Source organism: Bradyrhizobium sp. 23, from assembly GCF_023073295.1.
GTDB lineage: Bacteria > Pseudomonadota > Alphaproteobacteria > Rhizobiales > Xanthobacteraceae > Bradyrhizobium > Bradyrhizobium canariense_D.
In genome coordinates this window covers 1-2,888 of record NZ_JADPJF010000073.1, presented here as the reverse complement: position 1 = coordinate 2,888, position 2,888 = coordinate 1, and the positions used below count along the sequence as shown (strand labels likewise).

The following is a 2,888-nucleotide window of genomic DNA, read 5'->3' as shown; positions in this document are numbered from 1 at the left end:
CTGGCGCTCCAGGGATTGGCGGGCGACCTTACGAACCCGCCGCAAGCGATCGAGCAGCTCAAGGCCAGCCAAGATCAAATCGTTCGCGACCTTGGCCAGCTCTCCGACCGGCTTACGGCGGTCCAGGCACAAATGGTGCGAGACAGAGCGGATGCCGCCGAGCAGCTTAGGATGGTCCAAGAACAATTGGCCGGCATCACCACCAACGCTTCCGAGCAGATCCTACGCCCCAAGACGCCAGTGCCGTTGCCCAGGCCAATTGCCGCCACGATCCGCAAACCTGTGCCAACCGTTCCGCGGCCGCAAGACAGGGGGCGGCCACACGCGCCGCTGCAGACCGACCAGGCCGTGCAGGGCTAGGGATTAGCTGTTTTCAACGCGTCCGATCGCTGCGAGACCTCGGTGCGGAGCGCCGATGGCTGTTGCTTGCTCCGCAGCTGCCGCCATCGCGCGGCTTGCAGCCCATAGTTCACTCGCAACCGGGAGGGAGATAATCGTCCCAATGTGGGGGATGGTGAAGCCTTTGGCGCTCTCCTTCCCTGTTAGATTGGGGCGGGAGCGCGACTGGCGTTCCCATCACCGGAGCTCTCCGCGGACGCTCAGATGGCACGCTCCTTGCCAATCAGTCGGACCAGTGATTTTCGTTGCGAGGAGACGTCTAGCAATGGGACCAAAAATTCGAATCTTCAAACGCCCAAAGCCCAATCTGGCACATGTTACCCGCAATCTGATGCAACTACTCGACGCGCTCGAGGATCTTGAGGAGCTGAGAGAGAAGGTCCGGCTAGCAGAAGCAACCCGAGTGTTACATTAAAGCGGCCACCTCCGTCAGAGCTGCTGACTAATCTGCAATGGCACCTTGAATCGGCAATAGTAGCTCGCGCGGTTTTGCGCTTTGCGTGCGACCAATCGAGGGCGCGCGTGCGGTCCAGCACTATGCGGCAGAACCCGCCATGGCGCAGAGGAACCGCGCCGGGGGATCATGGTTAACGGTCTGGCAAGGAGATCGTCCAATGCCCCATGCCACCCCTTTGGTGCTCGCCGCCATCGTCGCCAGCTCAGCTCTGCTGGTCCTCGCGCCAGGAGGCGCCGCAAATGCTGGGTCGGCGGGTGCGGGCACGGGGACAAGCGCGAGCAGCGCCAGCGCTGGTCCGTCGGCGCCTGCCGGAATGGGGACGAATGCGGGTAGCGCCGGCGCTGGTCCCTCAGCGCCTGCCGGAATGGGGACGAAAGACACCGCCACCGGCGCAAATCCGAGCACCAACAATCAATCGAACAATCCGAACGTTGAACCCGCCACGCCGGCAAAGTCGCGGACGGCCGCACAGGCCGCAAGAAATGTCGGGGTTGGTCACGCGCAAAATGGCCTGCCGATCGGGGCCATTGGGACGGGTACAAGCAACGAGGACCAGATCATCATCGGCTCATTACCCTCCCGAAACGCATCAGCCCCGGCAGCACAGGCCAAAGGAAACATCAGTGGTGGTCACGCGACAAATGGTCCCCCGGTCGGAACGTTTGGAAAGGGCCCCAGTCTTTCGGACCAGGTGAGCCGGCCGCGCGCCGCGCGAGCTGGCGATAAAGTGCTGGACGCCAAAGCGCAGGTCGAGCGACGAACAACCGTTTCGCCCAAACGCGTTCCCGGCATCACAAAGCGGGGTTTGTAGCTGCGAGCGAAGCGGCGAGCAGACTTGCGACCGAGATCCGGTGGGCTTCGCAGGGCCGGTCCCGATGGCTGGCGCCGCAACTCGCCTGCCAGAAGCCGGATGATTGAATCATTTAATATCGCGCCATTTAACTCAAGCCTTGAACCGGTCCTGCCGCGGCGCGCGCCCGGCCAATGTTCGACGCACAGCAGCTTGGTGCCGTAGACCTGATGCGTGCAAAACTCGGGTCTGTGCGGTTTCAGACCTTGATGTACCTTTGATGGCACCCTGGGTGGACCTGCGGCAAGGTCGGAGACGAGGCCTCGCGCCGCGACCACCAGCCCGTCCATCCAAAGTTGGTCCCATGGGCGACCGTGCCTATGCACCGCACGGTGAATACGCCGCTAACTAACAGTTAGGAGAACCAATATATTGTTTCCGTGGTTGAATCATCCGTCATCCCGGAAAGCAAGGTTACTGTTTGCGTCGAGGATGAGTTTAGAACCTGAGCCAAGACGATGAAGGACCTCAGGCGACGATTGGAGAGGCTCCGCGCGGACGCCAGAGACTTTGCTCTTATGAGTCAGTCGGCGACCGATGCCGAAAAGCGCGCGCTCTTTCAACGCTTGGCGGATGAACTCGCCTTCGAAGCTCTTGAGCTTGAGATCATCGTAAAACAACAAGGGCACTCGGATTCCAGCGAGCAGCACGAGGTCGTGGAATTTAAGCCATCCGCTCACAAGAAGCGCGGCTGATGCGGAAAGAGGCTGGGCGGTCGGCTTGTCTTATCCGTCCCGCGCCCTGAACGATTTTAAGCATAGCTTCCACCAACGGCCGCTAAGGCACCTTCGCCTCATCCCATTGCGCATGGATCCAGACGTCGCGCGGTTCATCAGCTCGATCAGCTCGACCCGCGGGGCCGGCCACGTCCCAGGCGGCGTCCTTGCTCAAGCATTTGAGCGCAAGTCGCAGTATCCGGAGCTGGCACCTCGCTCAGATCGTGCAAGGTGACGATCGGCATCGCAGCCGCCCAGCAGCTCGGTCTCGGCAAGGTACCAGCGCCCAGCCGGACACCACCCTTCGCGCGGCATCGACGACAAGGGGAAGAACGAAACCGCACATCGCGATGTTGCATCGGACCGCCTTGGCAAGAACTAACACTACTTTGGCAGATTGTTGATTTTGCCGCGATTTATAGGATTCCCGAATCAATTTTTCAATGATTCATGGGTGGTCGGCTCT

2 protein-coding genes and 1 pseudogene are annotated in these 2,888 nt (G+C 61.0%); all 3 read left to right on the top strand.

The window, feature by feature from the left end:
• Positions 1 to 360: pseudogene (locus IVB32_RS19810) on the top strand (hypothetical protein); the annotation flags it as partial.
• Positions 361 to 1,220: 860 nt separating this feature from the next.
• Positions 1,221 to 1,667, top strand: coding sequence for a hypothetical protein (locus tag IVB32_RS19805; protein ID WP_240543971.1), 447 nt, complete (start codon positions 1,221 to 1,223; stop codon positions 1,665 to 1,667).
• Between the two features lie 497 nt (positions 1,668 to 2,164).
• Positions 2,165 to 2,401, top strand: coding sequence for a hypothetical protein (locus tag IVB32_RS19800; RefSeq protein WP_085349978.1), 237 nt, complete (start codon positions 2,165 to 2,167; stop codon positions 2,399 to 2,401).
• The last annotated feature ends 487 nt before the right edge of the window (positions 2,402 to 2,888 follow it).

Bases quoted from the DNA above. Each gene is read 5' to 3' on its own strand.
- IVB32_RS19800 (WP_085349978.1), top strand. From the start codon at position 2,165: ATGAAGGACCTCAGGCGACGATTGGAGAGGCTCCGCGCGGACGCCAGA.
- IVB32_RS19805 (WP_240543971.1), top strand. From the start codon at position 1,221: ATGGGGACGAAAGACACCGCCACCGGCGCAAATCCGAGCACCAACAAT.